The organism is Rhizobium sp. 01L419, assembly GCF_056400025.1.
This window is the reverse complement of record NZ_JBFTSM010000015.1, coordinates 72,944-98,862: the sequence shown is the minus strand read 5'-3', so window position 1 is coordinate 98,862 and position 25,919 is coordinate 72,944. Positions and strand designations below refer to the sequence as shown.

Sequence of the window (25,919 nt, the reverse complement as noted above, 5' to 3'; positions counted from 1 at the left end):
CGATTGAGGCGAACGCTAGATTCATTCCGCAGCTTCTGCAAGCCGGCTTGCCGGCTTTACGCTCACAGGGGCCGGAGGCGGTGGCCGATGAATATAGATGGCGCCCTTCACCCAGAGTTTCAGAGCCTCCCAATGTATGCCGGCCATGATCTTGACGGTCAGGAAGGGAATGGCCGCGAGAAGATAACCCAACGCTCGGCCAGTCAGCGGCTTTTGTCGACCGGAGAACGTTGCCGCAAGAAGCGGACCTTCAGCATCGGTTTCCAGGATGCGCCAGCGGATTTCGCGGCCCGGCGGCAGCATGCGGAAATGATAGCGCATGCCCGTGCCGATGAAGGGAGAAACGTAAAAGAGCTTCTCGCAGGTCTGGCGAAGACCACCTTCGGAGATTTCATCATCTTCGACAGGGCAGACATAACTATGCCGCTCGCCGAAGGTGTTGCGCACCTCGTAGATCAGAGCGATCAGCGCATTCCCGCTGTCATAGGCATAATAGACCGAAAGCGGATTGAAGACGTAACCGAAGATCCGCGGATAACAGACAAGCAGGATCCGGGCCGGTCGCTCGACGCAGGCGTCCGCAAGGAGTCCTTCAACATAGGAGCGCAGGCTTCCGCCTTCCGCATGATCCTTTTCATGGAAGGAGACGAGGTTGCCTCTGTTGACCGAAAACAGCGCCGACAGTCTCCCGGCTTCCTCGACCCGGTCGAGATCGATAGACAATGAAAAGACTCGGTACCGGAAGCGATGGCCGAACGGCTTCATGCGCTGATGCATGACATCGCCCGCATAAAGGACGGCCGGCGCCTCCGGTGGAGGGCCGTTTCGCGTCACGCTGACGCCATACCTCGTTGCGTGGGGCCTTGTGCGGGACGCCGTCATGCCATCGCTTCCAGTGTGGTTCCACGGGAGGAGGGCCGGGCGGTCCGCCAAGGTGTGATCCCGCCCAGCGCCTCCGCCGCCGCAAGGCCGGAAACGAGTCCATCCTCGTGGAATCCGTATCCGGTCCAGGCGCCCGCGAAATAGCAATCGTTTCTTCCCTGAATGGTAGCGATCGCCCGCTGCGCTGCCATCGCTTCGGCGGAAAACTGCGGATGCTCATAGGCGAATTCGGCAAAGACCTTGCGGCTTTCCGGTTCGCGGTGCGGATTGAGCGTGACGAAGAGGGGAAAATCCGGGTCTATGCCCTGTAACCTGTTCATCCAGTAGGTTACCGCCACACCGGCCTCGCCGTCGGCATGGCTTGAACGCAGATAGTTCCAGGAGGCCCAGACCTTGCGCCGCGTCGGCATCAGACTGGCGTCACGGTGCAACACCACGCGATTGGGCTCGTAGGGAACGGCAGCGAGCAGTCGCTTTTCCTGATCCGTCGCATCGATCAGCAGACGCGCGGCCTGATCGCTATGGCAGGCGAAGATCACCTTGTCGAAGAAGGCCTCGCCGCCGATCTCGTCGATCAGGGTGACGCCCCTGTCGCTGCGGATCACGCCACGCACACCGCAGCCGAGCTTCACTCTGTCGCCGAGCGGTGACAGAAGCCTTTTCAGATAGTTGCGGCTTCCGCCGGTGACGGTGCGCCACTGATGCTGACGGCGATAGATAAGCCGGTGATTGTCGAAGAAATTGACGAAATGCTCGGCGGGAAATTGCAGCATGCGCACCGATGGCGTCGACCAGATGGCAGCGGCCATCGGCACCAGATAATTGTTGGTGAAACCAGGCGAGAAGCCGCGCCAGTCGAGATAATCGCCGATTGAGCGCGAGACCAGGTGTCCGGCCGCCCGGTCTTCCAGGCAGGTGCGGTTGAAACGCAGGATCTCGCGGATCATCCAGAGGAAGGAGGGGTTTAGCAGATTGCGCTTCTGCGCGAATATAGACGACAGCCCGCCGCCGCTCCATTCCAGCCTGCCCTGATCCAGCGACAGTGAAAAGCTCATGTCGCTGGCATGCGTGGCGACGCCGAGCTCTGCAAAGAGCGCGGTCAGATTGGGATAATTGCACTCGTTGTAGACGATGAAGCCGGTATCGACCGGAATGTTCAGTCCGTCATAATCGACATCGACCGTTGCCGTATGGCCGCCCGGCCGGGCATCTTTCTCGTAAAGTGTCACGTCATGGACGGTGTTGAGCGCCCAGGCCGCTGAGGCACCCGATATGCCCGACCCTATGATGGCCACCTTGAGGCGGCGTGGCAGCGAGGGAACATGCGCGTTCATGCTGCGTCCTTTATGGCATTATAGACCTTCAGCGCCCGCCGGCGCGCCGTGGCGTGATCGACGATGGGTCTGGGATAGGTTTCACCAAGCGTCACGCCGGCGTCTTCGAGCACGCTCGCTGGTGCTTCGAACGGCCGGTGGATATATTTGTCCTCGAGCTTTCCGAGCTCCGGCACGAACTGCCTGATATAGCTGCCATCTGCGTCGAATTTCTCGCCCTGCAGCACCGGGTTGAAGATGCGGAAGAAGGGGGAGGCATCGGCACCCGAGCCCGCGACCCATTGCCAGCTGGCCGCATTATTTGCCGGGTCCGCATCGACAAGCGTATCGCGGAACCAGGCTTCGCCGCGGCGCCAGTCGACCAGGAGGTCCTTGATGAGAAACGAAGCTGTTATCATCCGTACGCGGTTATGCATCCAGCCATGGCGCCAGAGCTGGCGCATGCCGGCGTCGACGATCGGATAGCCCGTCTGGCCGTTACACCAGGCATGAAATCCGTCTTCATCCTCCCGCCAGCCGAAGCCGTCGAAATTGCCGTTCCAGTTGGCCTCGGCAAGTTGCGGAAAATGGAATAGCAGATGATAGGAGAATTCCCGCCATGCCAGCTCCTTGCGGAAGCGTACGATGTCGTCTGAGGGGATGCGCCGGGAAAGGCCTTTTGTCGCTTCCCAGATGCGAGCCGGCGAAATCTCACCGAGCGCCAGATGCGGAGAGAGCAGGGAGGTTGCCGTCTTTCCAGGAAAATCCCGATCCGCCGAGTAGCCGTGAAGCCCGTTTTCGACGAAATCCTGTAGCTTTTCGTGGGCAGCCTCTTCACCCGGCGTCCACATGTCGGGGAAGAATTTCGCCCAGTTCGGCCTCTGCGGCAGGAGCTGCCAGGAGGCGAGCGTTTCGGAAGCTGGAAACTGCTTGGGGAAGCGGTAACGCTCTGGGGCATCGACAGGCGCCTCGGGTTCTCCACCTTCGAGTGCCCGCCAGAACGGTGTATAGACGCGATAGGACGCGCCGGCCGATGTCTTGAGTTTCGTCGGCTCATGCAGCAACTGGCCGCCGAAGCTGCGCACCTCGATGGCCTGCTTTTCCAGTTCATGTTTGAGGCGCATGTCGATCGCGGTGCCCGGCGGATCGAAACGGCGGTTCCAGAACACCGCTTCCGCACTGCTTTGCTTGATGATGTCGGCCAGCACATTTCGGGCATCACCGCTGACAAGTACGAGCTTGCCGTCATGTTTTTTGAGGGCTGCGCCAAGTGCGTGAAGCGAATGATGCAGCCACCAGGCCTGGGCTGCGCCGAGCGGCCCGATGCCGTCTTCGCGGGGTTCACGGATATAAAGGGGAATGACCGGCCGCCCCGATGCGCATGCCGCATGCAGAGCCCTGTTATCGTCAACGCGCAGATCTTTGCGAAACCACACGATCACCGGTCTTGCAACAGTCTCTCGTGCCACTGGCTGCTCCCTGTTTGCCTCTGGGTATGTTACGGAAATACGAGGCAATCGGATCAGCAGTTTCATCGGGCGCGCATGAAAAAGGCCGGTCGCGCCGGCCTCTCTCAATGAACGGGGCTTTGCCCGATCAGTTGTCGTATTCGCGGCACGCTTCGCTGATCGAAGCACCACTTTCGCCGCCGCGCGTATCAACGCCCGTGTTCTGCTGCGGCATTCCCGGGCATTCGATTGCCTGCCCGCCGATACTCTGTGTCGTGGTCGGATCTACCGGGCCTGCGGGAATTGGATGAATACCGTTGCTGTCACTCATATAGTCGGACGAGTAATTGCCCGAGCCCGGATCCGTGGAACCACCATTGGTCGGGCCGATGGCGTCAGGATTGGACTGGGCGAATGCCGACGACGCCATGCCGATGGCAAGCAGCGATGCGGCGATAAGGGATTTGCGCATGGGAGATATCCTCCTTCGATTTTCATCTTTGGTGACATTTCCCCAACCCGTGACAAAACTCCTTGTTCCGAAATTAAAGCGGAGTAGTTGAGAAAACCGGCGCATGGTTACGCATAAACCTTAACCGCGAAAGCCGCTTTGCGTCTGCTCTTCCTTGCCTTACCTGAGCAGCGAAACCACCTGTTTACGGCATGAGGCCGCCATGTTCTTTTCACTGCGTGAGGCAGGAGATCTTTGCCTTCAGGTCGCGCTTGCGCTCACATTGACGGCGAGCGGCATGGCTGCGGCGTCCACCTTCGTGAAGGGAACAGAGCGGCGGGTTTCTGTCATCGACGTCAACCGACCTACGCTTTGGTCCGCCGGCCCGGTCCGCGTCGACGGCGCTGAGCGCATTGAGGTTTCCGACGGGCGGGAGGTGGCCGGAGGCGAGGAAATGCCCTGCTACGACACCATTGGCCTCAAGATATCCTGCGATCTGCTGACCTTTTCGCTGGGCGGCAACTTCTGATCCCAGCGATGGATTTTCCAGCTTTCTCCCGGGTTTTGGAGCTTCATTTCTTTAGTCCATAAAATTTATGGATAATTCTGGCGCAGATGCGTCGCAGCACTTTGCTGCGGACCGCCAGGAGATGGCAATGACAAAAATCCTGATCGTGCCGGGTCTGTTCGGTTCCGACGAGGGGCATTGGCAACGTTATTGGCAGAGCGATATTCCGCAGAGCCGGCTTATCGAACAGGACGACTGGAAGCACGCCCGTCTCGATCATTGGATGGAGCGGCTGGAACAGGCGCTGCTGGAGGCAGGGGAAGCGTATGTCGTTGCCCATAGCCTCGGCTGCATCCTCACAGCCAGGCTCGCCGACCGGCCACTCGCTCGCCGGGTAAAGGGAGCGCTTATGGTCGCCCCGTGCGATTTGCCTGCGACTGAAAGGCTGCATCCCGGTTCGCTCGCCTTCGGTCCCATGCCGACAAACCCGCTTCCCTTTCCGAGCCTTACCGTCGGCAGCCTCGACGACAAATACATGTCGCTCGACCGTTTGAGCTTCTACACCCGCCTTTGGAAAACCGAGGTTCGCAATATCGGTCTCGCAGGCCATATCAATATTGCCAGCGGTTTCGGCCGCTGGACCGGTAGTTATGCATTGTTTGATGCGGTGAAAGGCAAGGCGAAGGCAAAGAGACCGCAGGTATCCCCGCTTGCCGCGACCGGCGCATCGGCGTGAAGTTTTATCGGGGCAGAGCAAGAAACGGGTTGAACTTGAGCTTCCACGGTACGATTCTGATATCAGATGGAATGTGAGGGCTTCACCATGGCTCAGAAAGTGCATCAGTATCTGATCTTCGAAACCGCCGGCGGCTTTTGCGGCATCGCCTGGAGCGATGCCGGCGTGACGCGATTCCAGCTGCCGACAAAAAGCGCCGAATCGACCGAACGGTTGCTGTTGCGCCGCCTGACGGCTGCAGAACCGGGCACGCCGACGCCACTGATTCAGGAGGCCGTTGCCGCGGTGAAGCGTTATTTCGAAGGCGAGGAAATCGACTTCTCCAATGTGCCTATTGACCTCGACGGTCAGGACGCATTTTTCCGCGATATCTATGCCGCTGCGCGCCGCATCGGCTGGGGCCATACGACAACCTACGGCACGCTCGCCAAAGAGCTCGGAGCGGGGCCGGAGGCTGCGCGGGATGTGGGACAGGCGATGGCGAAGAACCCTGTGGCACTCATCATTCCCTGCCATCGCGTGCTTGCCGCGGGCGGCAAGGTCGGCGGCTTTTCCGCACCCGGCGGCTCGTCTTCCAAGCTTCGCATGCTGGAGCTTGAAGGCGTGCACGTCGGTCCGCCCGCACCGGCCCAGCAATCTCTGGATTTTTGAGGGTGCACGGCAAGCAAGTGCTTGGAATGCGGTGAAATTCTTCGCTATAAAACTCTGTCTTTAGCGAGGTTTTTCATGAAGAAGATTTTCAATCCGGCGTCTATTCGCCGCCCCTTCGGAAACTACAATCACGGCCTCCTCGTGCCGCCAGGCGCGTCCCTTCTCGTCACATCCGGTCAGCTCGGCATCGCTCTCGATGATACGATCCCTGAGGATGTGACCGCCCAGGCCGAACTCTGCTTCGAAGCGATCAAGGCGATCCTTGTCAAGGCCGAGATGAGCTTTGCTGATGTCATCCGCATATCCGGCTTCGTGACGAAGCGCGACGACTTCCCGGCCTACATGGCGGTGCGCGACCGCTTCACGCTTGAGCCGAAACCGGTTTCGACACTCATCATCGTCAGCGGCTTCACCCGGCCCGAATTTCTGGTCGAAGTGGAAGTGACGGCCGCAAGGGTCGTCTGATCCCTATGGTCTGATCGCAAGCTCTGCGTGAAAACAAATGGATAGAGCGTTTTCGGGATTCGAAGAAAACGGAAATTCTCTAGAAACGTTCCATCGCGCTCTTCACCTTGGCGAGAAATGCTGACCGGGTCTCCGGCGTGCAATTGTTCATGTCATAATGAGCGAGGAAGGTGACCGGATTGATCGGGTTGATCTGCGCCCGCAAAACCCGCTTGACGATCTTCTTTGGTGGATTGCCGGCGACAAAGGCACGGAAAGGTGTTGCGCCGTAGGTAAGTACAGCGCCAAGCTTTTTGATATGGCGCAGACGGGATTCGACTTTGCCGTCCACGAGTTCGAAGGAGACGCCGGGAAGCCAGACCCGATCGAAATAGCCCTTCAGGATGGCCGGGAAACCGAAATTCCACACCGGCGTGCAGATGACCAAAGCCTCGGCCTGCTTCAGTCTGTCGACATAGGGTTTTACGAGAGACGTATTCTCCGGATAGTCGTGATAGATCAGCCGGTCGTGCTGGGAGAGAACGGGGTCGAATTTTTCCGCGTAGAGATCGCAGGCATCCACCTCGTGCCCGGCTTCGGCAAGGCTTTCCAGGGTCTGCCTGTAGAGCGCCTTGCCGTAGCTTTCCTCGACCGGGTGCGAGTGGAGGACGAGAACCCTCATGAGTCCTCCATGACAGCCGCAAGACCAGGGAAGAGATAGTTCTTGCCGGCGTTGAAGTCGAAATTGGGATTTTCCCAGGCAATCATCTTGCCGGGGTTCAGCAGCCCCTTCGGATCGGTCTCGTGCTTGAAGGCGAGCTGCACCTTGTCGGTCCGCTTCATGCCGCCCTCTTCCAGCGTGTAGCGGTGCGGATTGAAGATCGGGCAGCCGTGGTCCTGGTGGATCTTGATGATCTCTTCCAGCCGTTCCTCTGTCGTGTAGCGTACCAGCGGCAGGCCCGAGCACTGGATCTGCCCGTCAAACCTGATGAATTCGAGGTGGCCCGGTACTTCATCGCCGAAGATCTCTACCATCTTCCGCACCTTGGCGACATGATCCGGCCCCGGATACTGCACCTGCAGATAGGTGAACGTCGGGTCGACCTTGAGCGCGCGCAGCGTCGTATGGTTCCAGGCCAGTTCATAGGCATGCGGAATGCCGCGCATGCTCTCGACCTTGTCCGAGCGGAACATGATCTCGCCCTTCTGCGCTGCCGTGAAGGCCAGGAAGGCATCCATGGAATGCGGCGCGATCATCAGCACGACGATCGACTGGCCCTGACGGATATAGGGCTTGTGCCGGGTGAAATAGTCGTGCGGGATGGGGGCGGCGATCGGCGCTATTTCCTTGACGAGAATGCCGTTGCACTTCGCCAGCGCGTCTGAGAAGCGCACCGCGTCCATGAAGTCGTCATAACCGACGAGAACATCCACCCAGTCATAGGCAGGCGCAAGCGGCATCTCGATTTCCGTGATGATGCCGTTGGTGCCATAGGCATGGCTGACCTTCTGCAGATCCCAGCCAGTGAGGTCGAGCACCCGCGGCTCCGCCTCCATGGTGACGACGCGCAGACGCAGAATATTGCCGAGGTCGCGCAACCCGCCCCAGGTGATCGAGCCGACGCCACCCGAACCGCCGGCAATGAAGCCGCCGACCGTTGCCGTTTGGGCGGTCGAGGGGTGGAAGCGCAGTTCCTGTCCGGAATGCGCCTTGGTCTGCTTGTCGAGTTGGGCGATCACGATGCCCGGCTCGCAGATGACGCGGCCGGGATGGATTTCCTTGATCTTGTCCATGGCGGCAAGGTTGAGGATGATGCCGCCGGAAAGCGGCATAGCCTGGCCGTAATTGCCGGTGCCGGCCCCGCGCGGGGTCACCGGAACCCCATGCCCATAGGCGACCTTCAGTGTCTGGATGACTTCGGCCTCGTTTTTCGGCGTAACAACGATATCTGCCGTCACATTGTCGAGCTGCGCCTTCAGGATCGGCGAATACCAGTAGAAATCGCGGCTCTTCTGGCGAACGAGCGCCGGATTGTCCTCGATCGCAATACCTTCGAGTTCTTGTCTGATCTTCTGATAATCGGCCATGTCAGCCTCCAACGACGCTATCGAGTTCACGGTAATCCGGCAGGCTGCGGTCGATCACCTTGCCGCGGCGAAGCACGACGCGGTCAGACTGCGGACGGGAGAGGAATTCGCTCCAGCGCCGGGCGCTGAAGAGCACGAGATCGGCGGGGCTGCCGACGGCAATGCGGCCCATCTGCGGCCTGCCGGCAATCTTAGACGGTGACGCCGTGACGACACGCGCCGCATTATCGAGCGGATGGTCGAGATGCAGGATGCGAACCGCCTCGCGAAACACTTCCACCGGATCGAGATCGCCATAGGCGTAGAAGGGGTCGCGCGTATTGTCGGAGGAGACAGCCGTCTCGACGCCGGCAGCCGCCAATTCCTTGAACAGAGTGACGCCACGCCAGCGCGGCGTGCGGCCGGGATAACGATCCTGCAGGTACATGTTGCACATCGGCAGCGAGATGACCGAAACCCCTGCCTTGTGAACGAGATCCACGGTCCGCTTGGCCGTATCGTCATCCTGCCGCGCCAGAGAGCAGCAATGGCCCGCTGTCACCTTGCCTTCGAACCGGTTGCGTAGAACCGCTTCGGCGATCGCCTTTAGTGTCTCTGCGCCCGGATCATCCGTCTCATCGACATGCAGATCGACATCGAGGTCATTCTCCGCCGCCGCGCGCAAAAGCGTGTCGAGCTGCCAGTCGAGCGATGGTCCCATCCTGGTGACACCGCCGAGCAAGCCTCCCTTGTCCTTCACGACCGCAACGAGATCGGCAAAGAAGGATTCGTCCGCCATATTGTCGAGCGGGAAGAGGGCGACTGCCTGCAGGGCGATCTTCTCCTTCCATTCGTCGCGCAGTTCGGCAAAGACCTCGAAGGAAATTCGGTGCTGGGGTGCGAGCGAATCCAGATGCGTGCGGATAAGACCGGTGCCGTGCGCATAGGCTGAGCGCAGCGAGAATTCCATACGCTTGCGCACATCGGCGGCCGACCAGTTTGCCTCCCGGTCCCTGCCCACGGCTTCCAATGCGCCCATGAAGGTCCCGTCCGGATTGGGCTTGCGCGGCCAGATGTGGCCTTTGTCCAGATGCGTATGAATATCGGCAAAGCACGGCCAGACCATACCTTCCCTCATATCGGACTTGGCAAACTCCGCTGGCGCTGTGCCGGGCGGCAGGATCGCTGAAATCGCCCCGTCCGTTATGACGATATCGGCCTTGACGAGCCCCTCATTAGCCTCAGCAGCAAAGCCGCTGACGGTCACTGCAGGAAGCGTCGCATTGGCCAGCACGAAGCGGCCCGCATTCGGGGGCAACATGAAGGAATAGGTCATCAGTTTTCCCGCTTCAGGCTGCTCTCATGCCAGCGATGCAGGCTGAGCCATGAAATGAAGGAGGTAATGGCGAATATCGCGACGCCGAGCATGGAGAGCATGAAGAGCGCCGCGAACAGGCGGGGAATGTTCATGCGATATTGCGATTCCAGCAGACGGAAGGCGAGACCCGAACCGGCACCCGCCGAACCCGCAGCGAATTCCGCAACCACGGCGGCGATCAGTGCAAGGCCGCCGCCGATGCGAAGCCCTGTCATGAAGTAAGGCTGAGCGGCCGGGATCTTCAGATAGATCAGCGTCTGCCAGCGTGAGGCGCCATAAAGTTCGAACAGGTTGATCAGGTTGTGATCGACGCTCTTCAGGCCCTGCACCATGTTCGAAAGGATCGGGAAGAAAGCAACGAGGAAGGCGCAGATCAGGAGTGCCACCTGCGTGGACGGTGCGTAGATCAGGATGAGCGGCGAAATCGCCACGATCGGCGTGACCTGCAGGATGACCGCAAGCGGATAGAAGGCGATTTCGATCCAGCGCGATTGCACCAGAAAGATCGCAAAACCCACGCCACCGATCAGCGCCAGCATCAGCGATATCAAGGTGATCTGCGTCGTGACCCAAAGCGCTGGGGCAAGCGTGCCCCAGTCATTGATGAAGGCGGCCGCGACAGCGCGGGGCCCAGGCAGAATGTAGGGCGGAACGCCCGAGAGCACCACGTAAAGCTCCCAGATGGCGATGAGGGCGCCGATGACCAGAAAAGGCACGGTGATGCGCAGCGCCAGCTCGCGCCTGTTGGCATTGACCGGATTGGGAAGGGGCAGGGGCGGGATCTCGGTCTTTTCGATACTGTTGACACTCATCAGTGCTCCTCCGATCCGCCCATGGCCTCGATCAGCGATCGGGACGCGGTTTCGCAGGCTCGCCGGTATTCTTCCGAGGTTCGGTAATGCGARTCCCGCTCAAGACTGGTCGCGAGCGGAAAATCTGCATGCACCCGGCCCGGCCGTGCCTTCATCACAACGATGCGGTTGGAAAGATAGGCGGATTCAAAAACGGAATGCGTGACGAAGATCACGGTAATGCCAGTCGCCTTCCACAGCCGCAGAACGTCGTCATTGAGCTTCTGGCGGGTGATCTCATCAAGCGCAGCGAACGGTTCGTCCATCAGCAGCAGCTTGGGCTTTGTCACCAGCGCTCGGGCAATCGAAACGCGCATCTTCATGCCGCCCGAGAGCTCACGCGGATAGGCGCTGGCGAAATCCTGCAGGCCGACGGTCGCCAGCACCTCCATGATCCGGCCGCTCGCTTCCGCCTTGGAGACGCCGCGCAGTTTCAGCGGCAGGTAGACATTGCCGAAAACAGTCTTCCAGGGCATCAGCGTCGGCTCCTGGAAGACGAAACCGATATCGCCTTCCGGAAGGCCTTTTGAATTGATGCGTGAACTCGGCCAGTCGATCTTGCCGGATGTAACGTCGCCGAGGCCGGCGATGATGCGCAGCGCGGTGGATTTTCCACAGCCGGAGGGACCGAGAAGGCTGATGAACTCGCCGCTTTCGACCGTCAGGGACATGCCTGAAAGCGCAATCGTGCCGCTGGAAAAGACCTTCGAGAGGGACTGCATGACGACCAACGGCCGCCTGCGTATATCTTTCGAAGGCGCCGCCTTGGTTTCGGCTAGGGACATTCTTTCGCTCTTTTATCGAGGGGACGAGGCCCGCCGCCGGAAGGCGACGGGCCCTGCCTTGGGAGCTTATTTCTTGAGCGATACACCGACGCTCTTGCAGACGAACTTCGTAGTGAACGCTTTGGTGTAGTCAGTCTCAGGCTTGAAGACCTTGATCGCCACCATTTCGTCGAAGAACTTCTTGTAATGGGCGTTGGTGATGCAGCCGATGCCCTTTTCCAGGCCCTCACCGGATTCGATGATGCCGTATTCCTTCATCTTGCCGATCGAATAAGCGATCTGGCCATCCGTGATTTCCGGATTGTCCTTCTTGATCAGCGCATTGGCCTTGCTGTTGTCGCCGTAGAGATAATTGTACCAGCCCTCGATCGAGGCATCGACGAAGCGCTGCACGACGTCAGGCTTGTTATCGACCATCTGCTGTGTCGTGGTGATCATCGTCGAATAGGGTGAATAGCCGTTATCGGCGAGCAGGAAGACCTTCGGCTCCCAGCCGGTCTGCTTCTGGATCTCGTAGGGCTCTGAGGTCAGATAACCCTGCTGGGCAGATTGCTTGTCGGCAAGAAAGGGACCTGGATTGAAGTTGTAGGGCTTGTACTGCTCGTCCTTGAAGCCGGGAAAGTTTGCCTTCATCCATTCGAAATAGGTGAGGTAGCCATCCTTGCTGAGGAACAGCGTCTTCAGCTTGGCAAGATCCCCGAACTTGTCGACGCCGACATCGGGATGGGCGATCAGGATCTGCGGGTCCTTCTGAAAGATCGCGGCGACATCGACGAGCGGAATGCCCTGCTCGACAGCTGAGATTTCGCCCTGCGGCCCGCCCATGTAGAAGTCGATCTTGCCGGAGATCAGCAGCGCATTGTTGGCGGCATTCGGCCCGCCCTGCACGATGGTAACGTCGAGGCCGTATTTGGCATAGGTTCCGTCGGCCACGGCCTGATAGAAACCGCCATGCTCGGCCTGCGCCAGCCAGTTGGTGCCATAGCTCACCTTGTCGAGTGCATAGCCGGGTACACTGGCAGCAAGCATGCCGCCAAGGCCAAGAACTGCAGAAAATACGGATGTTTTCAGTGTGTTGGACATGGCGGCGTTCCCCTTCTGGTGCCTTGAAGCTCGTTTTCGAACCCCGATTTTCTTCATTTGAGCGATTGCTTCGCTCTTTGAAAAGCAGCAAAATTCGTGCGCAGTGATGCCTTTTTGGCATCTCACCCGATGTCTGTGCCTAAATTGGGCGCTGTGCTTAAAAACGATGCAACGAGGTCGCGATGCTGCACTCCAGAAAGCTTCTCTACATCAACGAGATCGCCAGAACGGGCTCCATCCGGAAGGCAGCAGCCCGTCTGAACGTCGCCTCTTCGGCAATTAACAGGCAGATCCTGGCGCTGGAGGAGGAGATGGGTGCTCCGCTCTTCGAGCGCCTGCCGCGAGGCCTGCGCCTCACGGCTGCGGGAGAGCTTTGCATCGAACATATTCGAGAAGTGCTGAAGAACTACGATCGGCTGGAAGGGCGCATCAAGAGCCTCAAGATGCAGCAGGCGGGCAAGGTCAGGCTTGCCACAACGGTCGGCCTTGCTTCCGGCCCGCTACCGGAAATCATCACGCGCTTTCAGTCGGAGCATTCACGGGTTTTCTTCCAGCTCCGCAGCGATGCCGGCACGGCTTCGATCAATCAAGTCCTGTCAGGTGAGGTGGATATCGGCCTCGGTTTCAATATTCCTGCCACGCCCGGCATCCGCACCCTCGGCAATTTCGATATCCCGATCGGCGTCATCCTGCCGCCAGGTCACCCATTGATCGGGCCGGGGCCAATCAACCTTGCCGACGTGGTGCAGGAGCGACTGGTTCTCGCGCAGCAGGGCACAAGTCTTCGCGATGTCATCAACCTCGCAATGGCAAGACTGGACGTCTCTATCGAGCCGGTGCTCGAAACAAATGCTTCGGAAATGCTGAAGAAGCTGGTCAGGTGCGGAGCAGGGCTCTCTATGCTGAACCCACTCGATGTCATCACCGAATGCCGTCAGGGCGAACTGGTCTTTCGCTCGATTGCAGACCCGCATAGCCGCCACCAGCCGCTCAAGCTCTTTGCCCGCGCCCGTGCGCCGCTCGATTCCGCAACCAGCCTTTTCGTTGAATATTTGCTCGCCGAACTCGCGGGCCTTGTCCAGGAATTGCAGACCAAGGGCCACATCCCGCTGGAGCGGCCGGCAGTCGCCTGATTACTTCGAATAGAGGTTGGAAAGCGGATAGCGCTTCAGGTCGTAGAGCAACTCGATGAAGCCCTTGACCTGATGGCCGCAGATCGCCTCGCCCTTCTCCGCAGTGCCCTTGGAGGCATCCCCGACGACCCCGTTTGGATTGAGGTCGTGAGCGATCCAGGCCAGCGAATGCGGCGGCAGCGGCTGGATATACTGCGATTGCTCGCGCATCCATTCGGCTTTCGAGGTAAAATTCTGGGCCTTCTCCATCCGCACCAGTTCCGGCCGGAAATGCAGCATCAGCGACGTCTCCACTTCGCCGCCATGAATGCCGTAACGTGACTCATGCTCGCTGATCATGCCGTCAGGATTGCCGAACCGGCCCCACTGGGTGGAAACGACGGCCATCTTGTGGCGTACACGCAGCTCACGGGCGACGATGCTCATGATATCGACATTGCCGCCATGCGAATTGACGATGACAAGCTTGCGCAGACCGGTTTCCGCCACCTTCGCGCCGATCGCCGTCCAGACGGGGATCAGCAGTTCGGCGCTGAGGGAAAGCGTACCTGGACCATAGACATGCTCGTTGGCCTTGCCGATTTCCTGGGTCGGCAGGACAAGGATATCGAGGTCCTCGGGCCGTTGCCGGCGCAGTTCTGCCAACATGCCGTTGGCGATCGCCACATCGGTGGCGATGGGCAGATGCGGACCGTGTTGCTCAGTCGAAGCGATCGGCAGGATAGCGATGGTCGTGTCGGGGGAAAGCGCGGCAAAATCATAAGTGTTCAGTTCATTCCAGAAGAATGGTGTCGCCATCGCCGCTTCCCTCTTTGTCATTATTCGATAGTGAGTAGGGAATAACGCGGCATGCGAAAAGCATCGATTTGCGCGCACGCCGCTGCCTTTTTGCGCGCATGATGTCGTTAGTCCGATGTCAGGCCATCTTGCACGTTGGAAATAAATATTCCGCCGTCGCCCCTTTCGGGGAAGGCTTTGGTTTGACCACGGTTGGCGCAGGTCTGTAGATAGTCATGGCACGCAGAACTGCCTGCGAGTGTTCAGATTTAACGATCCGCAATTGGAGGGCCGACCATGAGCCTACGTATCAACGATATTGCTCCCGATTTCACCGCCGACACCACCCAGGGCCCCGTTCAGTTCCATGACTGGATCGGCAGCGGCTGGGCCGTTCTCTTCTCGCATCCGAAGAATTTTACGCCGGTCTGCACGACCGAGCTCGGCACCATGGCCGGCCTCGAAGGCGAGTTTAAGAAGCGCGGCGTCAAGATCATCGGCATTTCCGTCGATCCGGTCGAAAGCCACGGCAAGTGGAAGAACGACATCAAGACGGCGACCGGCTTCGATGTCGAATATCCGCTGATCGGCGACAAGGACCTCAAGGTCGCCAAGCTCTATGACATGCTGCCTGCCGGTGCCGGCGAAAGCTCCGAGGGGCGCACGCCTGCCGACAACGCCACCGTGCGCTCGGTCTTCGTCATCGGCCCGGATAAGAAAATCAAGCTGATCCTCACCTACCCGATGACGACGGGCCGCAATTTCAACGAGATCCTGCGTGCGATCGACTCCATCCAGCTGACCGCCAAGCACCAGGTTGCAACCCCGGCCAACTGGAACCAGGGCGACGACGTCATCATCACCGCTGCCGTCTCCAATGAAGACGCCATCGCCCGCTTCGGCTCCTTCGATACGGTTCTGCCGTACCTCAGAAAGACCAAGCAGCCGTCCGCATGAGTTCACTCCGCCGGCATTACGATTGAATCAAAGACGCTCTGGCCTCCGGGGCGTCTTTGTTTTCTAGCCTATAGCGGAAGCCGTATTGGAGCGGAGCCAGCCTTTTCCTTGCCTATTTGCCGGAGGTGATGCTTGCGAAGGCGAGGCCGGCTGCGAAAAGCGCAAATGTTGCGATAATGATATCTGTTGGCATATGGATCACCGATCCCGCTGAATGCGTTGAGCAGGGTGTCTATCGCGTGCCGATCCCATTTTCGCGTGCCCGGCACCGACGGCCGGTTCTTGACTGCAAATCGACCAGACTAACGCTTTTTCCGGACATCACTTGGCAAAGCATCAATTAATTGATGCACTTTTCCGGTGGCGAAAACGATGTCTTCGCGCGCCAGATGGACCGTTATCTCGATCTCTTCCCATCTGCCGCCCTTGTCTTTCGCGAACCTGACGGCGGCCTCCAAAGAGGTGAATTGCACGGCGGGTGCGTTGGCGGTCCAGAACTGCACGCTGCAGTCCGCCGCACTGTAATCTAAAAATGCTTTCTGAGGATCTAGCGCCATGGCACGTGCTTTACACCTGCACTGGTTGGTTGGCCAGTGAATGCCTGCCCAGGTGAGCGAAGTCAAGAAAATCCCAACGCCCCGCCCAGCCTCAGAGAAGGGTTGGGTCGCATCGCCTACACGGGCAGCATCAGTTGACGTATCTGTCGCCTCTCATTGAGAACATCGTCTTCGAGGAACAGGAACCTTAGGTCGGTACGACAAGCCGTTCACCGGCCAAGATTTGCGGTGCGATCTGTCCAGTCGATCATCGGCGCAACGGCAAAACCGGCGCTTTAGGAACGACAGCATGGCGAATGGGTTCGAGAGGGGGAGCCAACTACGGGCTCGAACTTATATCCACAGAAACTGGATTAGGAAAAAAATTGGGAGCCGGTCCATTTAAGAACCGACTCCCTCAATACAATCAGCTGCTTAGCTGAAGAAACTGGCTCCCCGGGCCGGATTCGAACCGGCGACCTGTCGATTAACAGTCGAATGCTCTACCGCTGAGCTACCAGGGATCACCGCTTGGCCGCGGCGTGAGCGGGGTAATACAAATGCTTTCCCGATTTGCCAAGCAGTTTTTTCAAAAAAATGAAATCAGCTTGTATTCGTGCCGCTTGAGCCCATCTTTTGTAGATGATTAACAGGAAAAATGGGCCGAAAAAGGCCGCAGAAACACGTTTCGGCATTGATCACAAGGATGGCAAGCTGGTTCTCGGCTCGCTGCGGGTACCGATGCCGCGCTCGCGCATTGCACGCATGACGACCGGAACACTGCTCATTTTCGGCGGCATTCTGGGCTTTTTGCCTATTCTTGGCTTCTGGATGTTGCCACTCGGCTTCCTCGTGCTGTCCCACGATTTGCCGATCGCACGCAGATGGCGGCGACGCGTCGCGGTCTGGTGGCATCGCCGAAAGCGCCCTGCGTAAAGTCTTCAGGGAAGCCGCAAGCTGCCATATCGAGGATGGGCGCCAATAGAAGTCTGCCCGCGGAATCGTATGCCCCGGTCGTGCAGTATGTGTGGTTTGTCACTGCGGAGAGACGACAGGGCCTTCAATAGAGGCTGGAGCGGTTGTTTCTGACCCTGTGATCTCCGAGAGGTGGATTGGCAGCTCGCCATTTTCCTCAAGTGCGGTCGCCGTGATCACGAGTGCGGCGATGAGAATTATCAACAGCTTCACCGCATGGGAACTGAGGTTGGCTTTCTGCCACCAGCCAGCCTGGATACGCGAAGGCTCCAGATAATATTTATAGTAAAATTCCGGATCGCTGGTTTCGATGAGATTGTCGTAAATATGCGGCAGCACCCCGTTATGTCGAATTGAGCGGCCGCCGGCGAATTTGGCATGAAGAACCTGGGTCTCCGGATCGTAGGATACGGCGCGGATCTGTTTGGAATTCAAAGGCACCCAGTTCATTTCTGCTCCTGTCACTCCCACAACAGGATGTAACGACGATGCTGAAAGTCAAGTTAAGAATTTGCTACTAATATTTGGGTGATGTTTCGATGTATCTAATATAACAGAAGTGATCGCGTTGTCGTCTTCACAGTTGGCGCCTCACCCATCAATATAGGCGATAGGGTAAAGCTTGCTGAATTTAGCCTGTTGCACAATCCAGATGGCCTAAAGGCCTATTCAAGCAGCTGATAGCCTATTTGTTGTTCAGCCGAGCGCGATTTTTCAGCAGAATGGAGCTTTTATCATTGTCCCTGGGAGCGGCGTCTCGGTGTCTACGACGCTGGATTGATCCTTGTTCTCTATACGCCCGATGTGGCCAGAGTTTGAAATTGCAGGAAATGTTTTTGGAAAGCCCTCTTGCGATTTCCTTACGATCATTCTAAACGCTCGCCACGGCTAATACAGCCTGTGAGGCCTCGTGGCGGAGTGGTGACGCAGAGGACTGCAAATCCTTGTACCCCGGTTCAATTCCGGGCGAGGCCTCCAAATATTTTCACCGACATAGAAATCCAATCCGCTTCATAGATGAGGCGCGGTATCGATTCGGCAGTCTCACCAGACTACGGGAACCTGGCTGAAATCGAATTGGGCTGGCTTGATGCCGGTCAGAGAGTAAAGCGCCCGCAATCCGCCGCTGCGCAGGCCCGCAAGATAGCCGGCATCGTCACCAGCCATCTCGTTCTCTATCTGCACATCAGGGCCAAGCAGTCGCTGCAGCGCCTGCGCTGAGATCCGTGTGAAATTGCAGATGGCGCCGTTTTTGAATTTCACAAGCAGCAGCCTCGCTTCCGGATTGTAGTGAAGCGTTTCGATCTCTGGCGATTGAATGGCGAAGGTTTGCATGCCGCCAACCTAGCGGAAGCCGCGGCTGGCGCAACAATATGGTTGATATTGAGTTAATAACGCAATCGACTGTGCCGGCTTGAGCCGATTGGACACCAAAACCTATTTTTCCGGCGCGCCGGGCAGGCGGCCAGGAAACTTTTATACAGGGAGCGCGATCTGTTCAGGTCGCTCTACCGTCCAGCAGCCCGCAGCAGAATATGCCAACGAGCGCCGCGACGATGAAAAAGTCGAACAGCGTGAAATATTCCAGAACGGCAGACATGGCCTGCTCCTCCTCCTCATTTCCTCCGGTCATATTAGTATCACGGAATCACTGTTTGTTCCACGCAGAAGTTGCAGCTTCCATTTTTTACCTGTTGCATGCGGGGAAGGACTTGCGGGATTCTTCAAGCAGGCGGCCGGCAAGCCTTGAAAGCATTCGTGGCGGAGACTAAGAGACGGAAGACAGAACCGCTTTCATCGGCGAGAGGATATGATGGATTTCGAAGCAGCACGCGTAAAGATGGTCGACAACCAGGTCCGCACGACGGACGTTACCTCGCATTCGGTGCTGACGGCCTTCCTCACCGTCCCGCGCGAAGCGTTCGTGCCGGAAAAGGCGAAGGTGCTGGCCTATATCGATAATGATATCGAAATTGCTCCGGCGGCTGCCGGCAATCCGGGCCGCTTCCTCATGGAGGCGTCGCCGCTTGCCAAGCTGCTGCAGCTCGCAGCCGTCACCAAGGATGATACTGTTCTCGAAGTTGGCGCCGGCACGGGTTACACCTCCGCGCTGCTGTCGCTGATCGCAGGCTCAGTCGTGGCCCTCGAAGCGGATGAGACCCTGGCTTCTGAAGCCAAGGCGAATCTCGCCGGTTATGCAAATGTGCAGATAGCGACTGGCCCGCTTGAGAAGGGCAATAGCGCCGGTGCTCCTTATGATCTGATCTTTATCAACGGTTCGGTGGAAGAGGTTCCTGCCGCACTTCTCGGCCAGCTGCAGGATGGCGGCCGTCTCGTTGTCGTACAGGGTTATGGCAATGCTGCCCGCGCCAAGGTCTTTGTCAGCGAGCGCGGCGCTGTTTCCGAAAACGTCTTCTTCAATGCTTCGGTCAAGCCGCTGCCCGGTTTCGCCAAGGCTCGCGAGTTCGTATTTTAAGGCGTTCCTGTCGCCGATTTCTTGTGCGGGCGCCATGGGCGCCCGCTTTCGTTTCTGCCGCCCCAAAAAGCCTTCACAGACTTCGCTTACACTTGGGTAACAAAACTGTGCATGGCTGCATTTGTTTGATTCGCGCTGATTTTTTTCCCCTTTGGGGTATTCTAAAGTCAAGGTGATTCGGATGCATGCTCCACGCCGTCCGGTCGTTGTTTAAGGGATAACGGGGATAGATATGGCTCAGCCAGGTGTAGTGCGTGAACCGTCCATGGAAGAGATTCTGGCCTCCATTCGCCAGATCATCGAAAGCAATGAGCCTGGCGCCGGAAAGGCGATATCCGCCTCGCTTCCTCCCGTTTACGGTGCGGAAGAAGAAAACGACTCCGAAATCCATCTGACGGTTGACGACACCTACGCCGGTGTTGAGTTTCCGGAACCGCTTGCGTTGCGTCCCGATCCGCGTTTCGTCGCTGCAAATTCTGCCGGCACGGCGCCCGAGCCGGAAATGCCGGCCCGCACCATGTCGCTTGCCGATGTTGCAGCGCGTGTCCGTGCCGCTTCCGAGCGCAGCGCTGTTCAGGCCGGTCAGGCTCTCCGTGATATGCCCCAGGCGTTCCATGAATCGCAGCCGCAATTCGAGCCACAGCCGGCCTTTGAAGCACCGCGCGTGGCTGCTGCTCCGCGCCCGGTCGAGCCGGCTCCCTTCGTTGCCCCGATTGCGCCCGTCGCCCAATATGCACCAGAGCCTGCGCCGGTCTTTGCCGAGCCACGCCTGCCCGAGATCCCGCAGCCTGCAATCGTCGACGAGGCGCCCGTGCTTTCTTCGGTCGAACAGCGTGTCGAGCCCCCGGTTTTCCAGCCTGCCGAACTTGCGCCTGCGCGCGCAGCGGAAGAAATTCAGCCGGCGCTTCTGTCCCAGGACACCGGCCTGCAGGTTGCTCGCTCCTTCGATGAGCTTGCCGCCGCGATCGATGGCGCCGCTGAGCGCCGCTCGCTAGATGAGATTGCCGAGGACATGCTGCGTCCGATGCTGCGCGAATGGCTTGATGATAATCTGCCGACGCTCGTCGAACGGCTCGTGCGCGAAGAGATCGAACGCGTGGCGCGCGGCCCGCGCCGCTGATCGGAACCGCTTTTTCTGGACAAGAGCCGCTCCGGTCTCCGGGGCGGCTTTTTTATTGACTTGGCCGTAGCCATCCTATTTACAAAACGCCCATCCTCGAACTTCGAATTGGTCAGAAAATGCTCGAAAAGACCTACGATTCCGCCGCCGTCGAACCGAAAATCGCTGCGAAATGGGATGAGGCGGATGCCTTCCGTGCCGGCGCCAATGCGAAGCCGGGTGCGGAGAGCTTCACCATCGTCATCCCGCCGCCGAATGTCACCGGCTCGCTGCACATGGGTCATGCGCTGAACAATACGCTGCAGGACGTCATGGTGCGGTTCGAGCGCATGCGCGGCAAGGATGTCCTCTGGCAGCCGGGCATGGACCATGCCGGCATCGCCACGCAGATGGTCGTCGAGCGCAAGCTGATGGAGCAGCAGCTTCCTGGCCGCCGCGACATGGGCCGCGATGCCTTCATCGAAAAGGTCTGGGAGTGGAAGGGCGAATCGGGCGGCCTGATCTTCAACCAGTTGAAGCGTCTCGGCGCCTCCTGCGACTGGTCGCGTGAGCGCTTCACCATGGACGAGGGCCTCTCGAGGGCCGTTCTCGAGGTTTTCGTCACGCTCTACAAGGAAGGCCTGATTTACAAGGACAAGCGCCTCGTCAATTGGGATCCGAAATTGCTGACGGCGATTTCCGACATGGAAGTCGAGCAGATCGAGCTTAAAGGCAATCTCTGGCATCTGCGCTATCCGCTGGAAGACGGCGTCACCTATCAGTACCCGATCGCTTTTGATGAGGAGGGCAAGCCCACCGAATTCGAAACACGCGATTACCTCGTGGTTGCGACGACGCGGCCGGAGACGATGCTTGGCGATACCGGCGTTGCGGTTAATCCCAAGGACGAACGCTACAAGTCCATCGTCGGAAAACATGTCATCCTTCCGATTGTTGGCCGCAGGATTCCGATTGTCGCTGATGACTATGCCGATCCGACAGCCGGCTCGGGTGCGGTCAAGATCACGCCCGCGCACGATTTCAACGATTTTGAAGTCGGCAGGCGTGCCGGCCTGCGCGCCATCAATGTCCTCAACGTCGATGGTTCGGTGACCATCAAAGAAAACGAGGACTTTCTGGAAGGTCTCGATCACCCGGCCGCCTTGCATGGCGCATGGGACCGGCTGGAAGGCCAGGATCGTTTCGTTGCACGCAAGATCATCGTCGAGATTTTCGAGGAAGCCGGCCTGCTCGACAAGATCGAGCCGCATAAGCATATGGTTCCGCATGGCGACCGTGGTGGTGTGCCGATCGAGCCGCGTCTGACCGAGCAATGGTGGGTCGATAACAAGACCCTTGCCAAGCCCGCAATAGCCTCCGTTCGCGAAGGCCGGACAAAGTTCGTCCCGAAGAACTGGGAAAACACCTATTTCCAATGGATGGACAATATCCAGCCGTGGTGCATCTCCCGTCAGCTCTGGTGGGGGCACCAGATTCCGGCCTGGTATGGCCCTGATGGTCAGGTTTTCGTCGAGAAGACCGAAGAGGAGGCGCTGCAGGCCGCCATCCAGCACTACCTGTCGCATGAAGGGCCGATGAAGGCCTATGTCGAGGACCTGCTTGAGAACTTCAGGCCGGGCGAGATTCTGGTACGTGACGAAGACGTGCTCGACACCTGGTTCTCGTCGGCACTCTGGCCGTTCTCGACACTTGGCTGGCCGGACAAGACACCTGAACTGGAGCGATATTACCCGACCAGCGTTCTTGTTACCGGTTTCGATATCATCCCGTTCTGGGTTGTTCGCATGATGCAGATGGGCCTGCATTTCATGAAGGACGAGGACGATAACCCGGTCGAGCCGTTCCATACCGTCTATATTCACGCTCTGGTGCGCGACAAGAACGGGCAGAAGATGTCGAAGTCCAAGGGCAACGTCATCGACCCGCTCGAACTGATCGACGAATATGGTGCAGACGCGCTGCGCTTTACCCTGACGATCATGGCCGCGCAGGGTCGCGACGTGAAGCTCGACCCGGCCCGTATCGCCGGCTACCGCAATTTCGGCACCAAGCTCTGGAACGCCACCCGCTTTGCCGAAATGAATGGCGTCAAAAGCGATCCGCATTTCGTACCGGAAGCCGCCGAACTCACCATCAACCGCTGGATCCTCACGGAGCTTGCCCGTGCGGAACGTGACGTTACGGAAGCTCTTGAAGCCTATCGCTTCAACGATGCTGCCGGGGCACTTTATCGTTTCGTCTGGAACCAGTTCTGCGACTGGTATCTCGAACTTCTGAAGCCGGTCTTCAGCGGCGAGGACGAGGGTGCGAAGGCCGAAGCTCAGGCCTGCAGCGCCTATGTTCTGGAAGAGATCTACAAGCTGCTGCATCCCTTCATGCCCTTCATGACCGAAGAGCTGTGGGCGCATACGGCTGGTGAGGGCCAGGAACGTGACGGATTGCTCTGCCATGCCGATTGGCCGTCGCCGTCTTACGCCGACAATGCCGCGGCCGATGAGATCAACTGGTTGATCGACCTCGTTTCGGGCATCCGCTCTGTCCGCTCGGAAATGAATGTGCCGCCGGCGGCAACCGCGCCGCTTGTCGTCGTTGGTGCCAACAGCCTGACGCGCGAACGGCTGTTCCGTCACGACGCAGCCATCAAGCGCCTGGCACGTGTCGAAGCCATTTCGCTGGCGGAAGCTGCGCCGAAGGGTGCCGCTCAGATCATCGTCGCAGAAGCGACCGCCTGTCTGCCGCTTGGCAATCTGATCGATCTGGCGGCGGAAAAGAGCCGCCTCGAAAAGGCGATTGCGAAGGCCGAGGGCGAAGTCGCGCGCATCGACGGCAAGCTGTCGAATGAGAAGTTCGTCGCCAATGCCAACCCGGAAGTGGTGGAGGCCGAGCGCGAGCGTCATGCAGAGCTGACGAGCCAGATTGAAAGCCTGAGGACTGCTTTGGCGCGAGTTAGCGAAGCAGGATAATCGCGGATAACGAGTATAATATTCCTGAAGGCGCGTTCCCCCGGAGCGCGCCTTTTGCGTTCAAAAATATGATGATTCGAAAGAGCTAGGGCCGTTTTGGCCTTTCGGCCTGTGGATATAACCCGTTTGGGGGATGCTGAACGCGAAAATCGCTACTGTTGTCACTTTGATACAGCTTCTACCTGTAGTGGAATGAGAATCTAATAGGCCCCTAAAAATCGACAGATAGAAGAATAGAATTTTATCTATCCAATTTTTTGACGTGCCCGTCAATTAGTTACGTAAATTAGTCATAACGCAACTTCGCGTCGCAGCGGAGCGTCTCGTTGCGATTTGTTAAGTTCACTAGCACAGTGTGATTACATCAATTGCTTGAGTGGGGGAGACACAATGGCAGCGCGTATGTTTTCCAGGGGCGTAACATCGCTCATTATCCTTTCGGCGCTCGCTTCACCGTCCTTTGCGGGTGGTCTGGAGCGCGGCGGCTATAATATCGATCAGTTGTTCGATACCTCGCCCTTCTCGTTTCAATCAGGCATTATATATGTCACGCCCCAGCGCAAGCTGAAGAACGCGCGCGACACGGATACCTCGGTATCTCCAGGGGGTGGCAATCTGAACAACCGTTCGAGCACCGCCGACGATACCGCAAATTACACCGTTCCTTATATTGGCTTCAAGGCCGGTTTCGGCGATGCGATCGACTGCCTTGTCGACTATTCCGAGCCATTTGGCGGGCATTCCAATCCCGGTCTGAACTGGGCTGGCGCCAATAACAATATCGAGACGGAGATCAATACCCGCAACTATGGTGGCACCTGCTCCTATCGTTTCGATGTCGGCCCCGGCCAGCTTCGTGTCATCGGCGGTGCCTTCTATCAGGAAGTCGACGGCTTCAAGGAGCGTCTGGTTTCGACGGTTCCGCTTCTGCTCGGCACGGGCAATGGCATCGGTCGCCTCGATCTTGAAGACAATGGCTGGGGCTGGCGCGCCGGTCTTGCCTATGAGATCCCGGAATATGCGATGCGCGCGAGCCTCGTCTACAACAGCCGCGTAAAGTACGACAACCTGACGGGTACGGTGGATCTCACGCAGGTTACTGCACCCTTTGCGCCGCTGAATGCCGCTCCCTATGGAAGGGTGACGCCCGTCTTCGGTTCCGCCGAAGCGCCGGATTCGCTCGAACTGAAATTGCAGAGCGGTATCGCTCCGGATTGGCTCGCTTTCGGTTCGGTCAAGTGGACGAACTGGAGCGTCCTTCAGTCTGTGCCTTTCTGCCCGACATCGACGAAGGGCCTGGTCGCCTGCACCTCCGGAGGGAGGACGGAACTGACCTCGCTCGACCTTCTCTATCGTGATGGCTGGACCATCACCGGTGGTGTCGGCCACAAATTCAATGATCAATGGGCAGGCGCTGTCAGCCTGACATGGGACCGCGGCACTAGCCAGGGCTATGGCTCTCAGACCGATAGCTGGACGCTTGGCGTCGGTGCTGCCTTCACGCCGACAGAACATATCGAGTGGCGCGTCGCCGGTGCCGTTGGCGTCCTGACGAGTGGTTCGTCTGGCGTCGTGACACAGAATGGCGTCACGTTTGGAGATGATGTCTCCTATTCCTTTGGCAACGATCTGGTTGCTGCACTATCGACCAGCATAAAGGTCAAGTTTTAATTCCCTGATTTGAAGAATTGACTAGCCCGGCACTGCCGGGCTCTTCTTTGTTTGACGCCATTAATCATTCCATCTTCTCGTCTCGTTTTGTGACGATTCAGCAACACTTTTTTACAACGGTTCGCGTATGGTGTCGGTGGGGCGAATTTGTCCATTTCCCGCCACAAAGAGAGCGCAGCGCTATTAGCGGGCGAGGAAATGACAAGCGTAGGGTGTGCGTAAGCAGTAGCATGGGTCGAATTTTTTCCGCTAATGCCAGACATCGCGATAGCGCGGGCGAGAAGCCAGCGGCAGCAGCTGTTTTGCTTTCCGCCAAAGGCATTTCCGGCCGGAAACACGCCCCTTCGTCAGTGTTGCAGATTCACGTCTTTCCATCATTTTCAGTCCTCCGGCATGAAGCTTCGTTCTTCAGGGAAGGGTGCGATACCGGTTTGGTCACATTTGCTGTTTACGAAGACGATAAAGGCGGACGGGTGGAGACTTGGATCGCAAAGGGAGTACCGCAGGCATCACATGCGGACCATGCCGGAAGGCGGATGGTTCACAAGGATGTGCTGGTTTTGAAAGAGGGGCATGGGGCTGGAAGCGACGCGGGTAAAGGGGCCTTGGAGCCCGCCGTGGGATCGCTCGCCTGGAAGGAATGCATCCCACGCGGGCAGAACGGCGAAAAAGGCCGCCGCCAGGCGTCTGTGATGAACGAAAGAAACCGGTAGA

Annotated in this window: 26 protein-coding genes and 2 tRNA genes; 13 read left to right on the top strand and 15 right to left on the bottom strand. The window is 58.4% G+C overall.

Features of this window, described 5'->3' with window-relative positions; all coding sequences use genetic code 11:
- Window positions 1-21: 21 nt before the first annotated feature.
- From AC1DUP_RS26220 to AC1DUP_RS26205, 4 genes are all read right to left on the bottom strand, one after another.
- Complete coding sequence (locus AC1DUP_RS26220; RefSeq protein ID WP_477835514.1) at window positions 22-882, bottom strand: DUF1365 domain-containing protein; 861 nt, start codon at window positions 880-882, stop codon at window positions 22-24.
- Complete coding sequence (locus AC1DUP_RS26215) at window positions 879-2,216, bottom strand: NAD(P)/FAD-dependent oxidoreductase (RefSeq protein WP_477835512.1); 1,338 nt, start codon at window positions 2,214-2,216, stop codon at window positions 879-881. Before AC1DUP_RS26215 ends, AC1DUP_RS26220 begins: the two co-directional genes overlap by 4 nt.
- Window positions 2,213-3,664 (bottom strand): cryptochrome/photolyase family protein, encoded by a 1,452-nt coding sequence (locus tag AC1DUP_RS26210; RefSeq protein ID WP_477835510.1) that lies wholly within the window; start codon window positions 3,662-3,664, stop codon window positions 2,213-2,215. The genes AC1DUP_RS26215 and AC1DUP_RS26210 overlap by 4 nt, the downstream gene beginning before the upstream one ends.
- A 127-nt stretch (window positions 3,665-3,791) precedes the next feature.
- Entirely contained in the window at window positions 3,792-4,115 is a 324-nt protein-coding gene (locus AC1DUP_RS26205) for a hypothetical protein (protein ID WP_477835508.1), read from the bottom strand.
- Between the two features lie 202 nt (window positions 4,116-4,317).
- Between AC1DUP_RS26205 and AC1DUP_RS26200 the strand changes: the two genes are divergently transcribed.
- From AC1DUP_RS26200 to AC1DUP_RS26185, 4 genes are all read left to right on the top strand, one after another.
- Window positions 4,318-4,623 carry a hypothetical protein gene (locus AC1DUP_RS26200; RefSeq protein ID WP_113507899.1) on the top strand — a complete coding sequence of 102 codons (306 nt, stop codon included), beginning with the start codon at window positions 4,318-4,320 and terminating at the stop codon, window positions 4,621-4,623.
- Between the two features lie 127 nt (window positions 4,624-4,750).
- On the top strand, window positions 4,751-5,338 hold the full coding sequence (locus AC1DUP_RS26195; protein ID WP_113297895.1) for an RBBP9/YdeN family alpha/beta hydrolase: 588 nt from the start codon (window positions 4,751-4,753) through the stop codon (window positions 5,336-5,338).
- Window positions 5,339-5,425: 87 nt separating this feature from the next.
- On the top strand, window positions 5,426-5,989 hold the full coding sequence (locus tag AC1DUP_RS26190) for a methylated-DNA--[protein]-cysteine S-methyltransferase (RefSeq protein ID WP_113297894.1): 564 nt from the start codon (window positions 5,426-5,428) through the stop codon (window positions 5,987-5,989).
- Between the two features lie 75 nt (window positions 5,990-6,064).
- On the top strand, window positions 6,065-6,454 hold the full coding sequence (locus AC1DUP_RS26185) for a RidA family protein (RefSeq protein ID WP_477835505.1): 390 nt from the start codon (window positions 6,065-6,067) through the stop codon (window positions 6,452-6,454).
- Between the two features lie 79 nt (window positions 6,455-6,533).
- Here the strand turns inward: AC1DUP_RS26185 and AC1DUP_RS26180 are convergent, their stop codons facing one another.
- The 6 genes from AC1DUP_RS26180 to AC1DUP_RS26155 all read right to left on the bottom strand — a co-directional run bounded on the left by AC1DUP_RS26180 (window position 6,534) and on the right by AC1DUP_RS26155 (window position 12,597).
- Complete coding sequence (locus AC1DUP_RS26180; protein WP_113297823.1) at window positions 6,534-7,115, bottom strand: NAD(P)H-dependent oxidoreductase; 582 nt, start codon at window positions 7,113-7,115, stop codon at window positions 6,534-6,536.
- Entirely contained in the window at window positions 7,112-8,521 is a 1,410-nt protein-coding gene (locus tag AC1DUP_RS26175; RefSeq protein WP_477835503.1) for an FAD-binding oxidoreductase, read from the bottom strand. The genes AC1DUP_RS26180 and AC1DUP_RS26175 overlap by 4 nt, the downstream gene beginning before the upstream one ends.
- Window position 8,522: 1 nt before the next feature.
- Window positions 8,523-9,836, bottom strand: a complete 1,314-nt coding sequence (locus tag AC1DUP_RS26170; protein ID WP_477835501.1) for a cytosine deaminase — start codon at window positions 9,834-9,836, stop codon at window positions 8,523-8,525.
- Window positions 9,836-10,690 carry an ABC transporter permease gene (locus AC1DUP_RS26165; RefSeq protein WP_477835499.1) on the bottom strand — a complete coding sequence of 285 codons (855 nt, stop codon included), beginning with the start codon at window positions 10,688-10,690 and terminating at the stop codon, window positions 9,836-9,838. Before AC1DUP_RS26165 ends, AC1DUP_RS26170 begins: the two co-directional genes overlap by 1 nt.
- A complete protein-coding gene (locus AC1DUP_RS26160; protein ID WP_113297819.1) occupies window positions 10,690-11,514 on the bottom strand; it encodes an ABC transporter ATP-binding protein in 825 nt (274 codons plus the stop codon). Before AC1DUP_RS26160 ends, AC1DUP_RS26165 begins: the two co-directional genes overlap by 1 nt.
- A 66-nt stretch (window positions 11,515-11,580) precedes the next feature.
- Entirely contained in the window at window positions 11,581-12,597 is a 1,017-nt protein-coding gene (locus tag AC1DUP_RS26155; RefSeq protein ID WP_477835497.1) for an ABC transporter substrate-binding protein, read from the bottom strand.
- Between the two features lie 182 nt (window positions 12,598-12,779).
- On the opposite strand from AC1DUP_RS26155, the gene AC1DUP_RS26150 reads away from it, so the two are divergent.
- The gene (locus AC1DUP_RS26150; RefSeq protein WP_477835495.1) at window positions 12,780-13,730 is read left to right on the top strand and encodes a LysR family transcriptional regulator; all 951 of its coding nucleotides are present in this window, start codon (window positions 12,780-12,782) and stop codon (window positions 13,728-13,730) included.
- Here AC1DUP_RS26150 and AC1DUP_RS26145 read toward each other — a convergent pair whose 3' ends face one another.
- Window positions 13,731-14,528 (bottom strand): creatininase family protein, encoded by a 798-nt coding sequence (locus AC1DUP_RS26145; RefSeq protein WP_113311586.1) that lies wholly within the window; start codon window positions 14,526-14,528, stop codon window positions 13,731-13,733.
- 276 nt (window positions 14,529-14,804) lie between these two features.
- Between AC1DUP_RS26145 and AC1DUP_RS26140 the strand changes: the two genes are divergently transcribed.
- Window positions 14,805-15,464, top strand: a complete 660-nt coding sequence (locus tag AC1DUP_RS26140) for a peroxiredoxin (RefSeq protein ID WP_018114238.1) — start codon at window positions 14,805-14,807, stop codon at window positions 15,462-15,464.
- Between the two features lie 302 nt (window positions 15,465-15,766).
- On the opposite strand, the gene AC1DUP_RS26135 is transcribed toward AC1DUP_RS26140, so the two are convergent.
- Both AC1DUP_RS26135 and AC1DUP_RS26130 read right to left on the bottom strand, forming a co-directional pair.
- Window positions 15,767-16,021 carry a hypothetical protein gene (locus AC1DUP_RS26135; protein ID WP_113297815.1) on the bottom strand — a complete coding sequence of 85 codons (255 nt, stop codon included), beginning with the start codon at window positions 16,019-16,021 and terminating at the stop codon, window positions 15,767-15,769.
- Between the two features lie 428 nt (window positions 16,022-16,449).
- A tRNA-Asn gene (locus AC1DUP_RS26130) sits at window positions 16,450-16,524 on the bottom strand.
- Window positions 16,525-16,642: 118 nt separating this feature from the next.
- On the opposite strand from AC1DUP_RS26130, the gene AC1DUP_RS26125 reads away from it, so the two are divergent.
- Complete coding sequence (locus AC1DUP_RS26125) at window positions 16,643-16,936, top strand: hypothetical protein (protein ID WP_113297814.1); 294 nt, start codon at window positions 16,643-16,645, stop codon at window positions 16,934-16,936.
- A gap of 99 nt (window positions 16,937-17,035) precedes the next feature.
- Here the strand turns inward: AC1DUP_RS26125 and AC1DUP_RS26120 are convergent, their stop codons facing one another.
- Complete coding sequence (locus tag AC1DUP_RS26120; RefSeq protein ID WP_113297813.1) at window positions 17,036-17,425, bottom strand: KTSC domain-containing protein; 390 nt, start codon at window positions 17,423-17,425, stop codon at window positions 17,036-17,038.
- A 454-nt stretch (window positions 17,426-17,879) separates the two neighbouring features.
- Here AC1DUP_RS26120 and AC1DUP_RS26115 point away from each other — a divergent pair.
- Window positions 17,880-17,953, top strand: a tRNA-Cys gene (locus AC1DUP_RS26115).
- A gap of 66 nt (window positions 17,954-18,019) precedes the next feature.
- Here AC1DUP_RS26115 and AC1DUP_RS26110 read toward each other — a convergent pair.
- On the bottom strand, window positions 18,020-18,310 hold the full coding sequence (locus AC1DUP_RS26110; protein ID WP_477835491.1) for a hypothetical protein: 291 nt from the start codon (window positions 18,308-18,310) through the stop codon (window positions 18,020-18,022).
- Between the two features lie 475 nt (window positions 18,311-18,785).
- On the opposite strand from AC1DUP_RS26110, the gene AC1DUP_RS26105 reads away from it, so the two are divergent.
- The 5 genes from AC1DUP_RS26105 to AC1DUP_RS26085 all read left to right on the top strand — a co-directional run bounded on the left by AC1DUP_RS26105 (window position 18,786) and on the right by AC1DUP_RS26085 (window position 25,918).
- The gene (locus AC1DUP_RS26105) at window positions 18,786-19,451 is read left to right on the top strand and encodes a protein-L-isoaspartate O-methyltransferase family protein (protein ID WP_477835489.1); all 666 of its coding nucleotides are present in this window, start codon (window positions 18,786-18,788) and stop codon (window positions 19,449-19,451) included.
- Between the two features lie 232 nt (window positions 19,452-19,683).
- Complete coding sequence (locus AC1DUP_RS26100; RefSeq protein ID WP_477835487.1) at window positions 19,684-20,571, top strand: PopZ family protein; 888 nt, start codon at window positions 19,684-19,686, stop codon at window positions 20,569-20,571.
- A gap of 119 nt (window positions 20,572-20,690) precedes the next feature.
- Window positions 20,691-23,534 (top strand): valine--tRNA ligase, encoded by a 2,844-nt coding sequence (locus tag AC1DUP_RS26095; RefSeq protein ID WP_477835485.1) that lies wholly within the window; start codon window positions 20,691-20,693, stop codon window positions 23,532-23,534.
- 390 nt (window positions 23,535-23,924) lie between these two features.
- Window positions 23,925-25,205 carry an OmpP1/FadL family transporter gene (locus AC1DUP_RS26090; protein ID WP_113311590.1) on the top strand — a complete coding sequence of 427 codons (1,281 nt, stop codon included), beginning with the start codon at window positions 23,925-23,927 and terminating at the stop codon, window positions 25,203-25,205.
- Between the two features lie 47 nt (window positions 25,206-25,252).
- On the top strand, window positions 25,253-25,918 hold the full coding sequence (locus tag AC1DUP_RS26085) for a hypothetical protein (RefSeq protein WP_477835483.1): 666 nt from the start codon (window positions 25,253-25,255) through the stop codon (window positions 25,916-25,918).
- The last annotated feature ends 1 nt before the right edge of the window (window position 25,919 follow it).

Excerpts from the sequence above, each read along its gene's own strand:
- AC1DUP_RS26220 (WP_477835514.1), bottom strand. The coding sequence starts at position 882 with ATGACGGCGTCCCGCACAAGGCCCCACGCAACGAGGTATGGCGTCAGC.
- AC1DUP_RS26215 (WP_477835512.1), bottom strand. The coding sequence starts at position 2,216 with ATGAACGCGCATGTTCCCTCGCTGCCACGCCGCCTCAAGGTGGCCATC.
- AC1DUP_RS26205 (WP_477835508.1), bottom strand. The coding sequence starts at position 4,115 with ATGCGCAAATCCCTTATCGCCGCATCGCTGCTTGCCATCGGCATGGCG.
- AC1DUP_RS26200 (WP_113507899.1), top strand. The coding sequence starts at position 4,318 with ATGTTCTTTTCACTGCGTGAGGCAGGAGATCTTTGCCTTCAGGTCGCG.
- AC1DUP_RS26195 (WP_113297895.1), top strand. The coding sequence starts at position 4,751 with ATGACAAAAATCCTGATCGTGCCGGGTCTGTTCGGTTCCGACGAGGGG.
- AC1DUP_RS26190 (WP_113297894.1), top strand. The coding sequence starts at position 5,426 with ATGGCTCAGAAAGTGCATCAGTATCTGATCTTCGAAACCGCCGGCGGC.
- AC1DUP_RS26185 (WP_477835505.1), top strand. The coding sequence starts at position 6,065 with ATGAAGAAGATTTTCAATCCGGCGTCTATTCGCCGCCCCTTCGGAAAC.
- AC1DUP_RS26180 (WP_113297823.1), bottom strand. The coding sequence starts at position 7,115 with ATGAGGGTTCTCGTCCTCCACTCGCACCCGGTCGAGGAAAGCTACGGC.
- AC1DUP_RS26175 (WP_477835503.1), bottom strand. The coding sequence starts at position 8,521 with ATGGCCGATTATCAGAAGATCAGACAAGAACTCGAAGGTATTGCGATC.
- AC1DUP_RS26170 (WP_477835501.1), bottom strand. The coding sequence starts at position 9,836 with ATGACCTATTCCTTCATGTTGCCCCCGAATGCGGGCCGCTTCGTGCTG.
- AC1DUP_RS26165 (WP_477835499.1), bottom strand. The coding sequence starts at position 10,690 with ATGAGTGTCAACAGTATCGAAAAGACCGAGATCCCGCCCCTGCCCCTT.
- AC1DUP_RS26155 (WP_477835497.1), bottom strand. The coding sequence starts at position 12,597 with ATGTCCAACACACTGAAAACATCCGTATTTTCTGCAGTTCTTGGCCTT.
- AC1DUP_RS26150 (WP_477835495.1), top strand. The coding sequence starts at position 12,780 with ATGCTGCACTCCAGAAAGCTTCTCTACATCAACGAGATCGCCAGAACG.
- AC1DUP_RS26145 (WP_113311586.1), bottom strand. The coding sequence starts at position 14,528 with ATGGCGACACCATTCTTCTGGAATGAACTGAACACTTATGATTTTGCC.
- AC1DUP_RS26140 (WP_018114238.1), top strand. The coding sequence starts at position 14,805 with ATGAGCCTACGTATCAACGATATTGCTCCCGATTTCACCGCCGACACC.
- AC1DUP_RS26135 (WP_113297815.1), bottom strand. The coding sequence starts at position 16,021 with ATGGCGCTAGATCCTCAGAAAGCATTTTTAGATTACAGTGCGGCGGAC.
- AC1DUP_RS26125 (WP_113297814.1), top strand. The coding sequence starts at position 16,643 with ATGATTAACAGGAAAAATGGGCCGAAAAAGGCCGCAGAAACACGTTTC.
- AC1DUP_RS26120 (WP_113297813.1), bottom strand. The coding sequence starts at position 17,425 with ATGAACTGGGTGCCTTTGAATTCCAAACAGATCCGCGCCGTATCCTAC.
- AC1DUP_RS26110 (WP_477835491.1), bottom strand. The coding sequence starts at position 18,310 with ATGCAAACCTTCGCCATTCAATCGCCAGAGATCGAAACGCTTCACTAC.
- AC1DUP_RS26105 (WP_477835489.1), top strand. The coding sequence starts at position 18,786 with ATGATGGATTTCGAAGCAGCACGCGTAAAGATGGTCGACAACCAGGTC.
- AC1DUP_RS26100 (WP_477835487.1), top strand. The coding sequence starts at position 19,684 with ATGGCTCAGCCAGGTGTAGTGCGTGAACCGTCCATGGAAGAGATTCTG.
- AC1DUP_RS26095 (WP_477835485.1), top strand. The coding sequence starts at position 20,691 with ATGCTCGAAAAGACCTACGATTCCGCCGCCGTCGAACCGAAAATCGCT.
- AC1DUP_RS26090 (WP_113311590.1), top strand. The coding sequence starts at position 23,925 with ATGGCAGCGCGTATGTTTTCCAGGGGCGTAACATCGCTCATTATCCTT.